Annotated in this window: 1 protein-coding gene; it reads left to right on the forward strand. The window is 40.9% G+C overall.

Features of this window, described 5'->3' with window-relative positions:
• Nucleotides 1-182, forward strand: a 182-nt coding sequence (locus AAEY83_RS16625; protein WP_351060847.1) for a hypothetical protein, incomplete at its 5' end; no start/stop codon positions are given.
• Nucleotides 183-257: the final 75 nt, after the last annotated feature.

Here is a 257-nt window from a genome sequence, read left to right on the forward strand (position 1 = left end):
GTTTAAATCATGTGCGTGATATATTAAGCGGCATTGGATCGTTAGTACTTGCCGATCAACTTGCAGTACCCGCTGTGCATACATTGTTTAATGAAAATGGGCAAATAAATGAACCTGTAACGGCTGAAAAAATATCAGCCCTCGCTCATCAGTTAGTAAGCGTTGCAAGTAAGTTAAAATAACTTGCACGCACGCCTACTTACTTTGTCGCTGCTATTTTGGCGGCGATAAAGTCGGTATGCGTTACATATAAAAGC

Origin of the sequence: Psychrobacter sp. TB20-MNA-CIBAN-0197, assembly GCF_040309765.1 — a bacterium.
Taxonomy (GTDB): domain Bacteria; phylum Pseudomonadota; class Gammaproteobacteria; order Pseudomonadales; family Moraxellaceae; genus Psychrobacter; species Psychrobacter submarinus.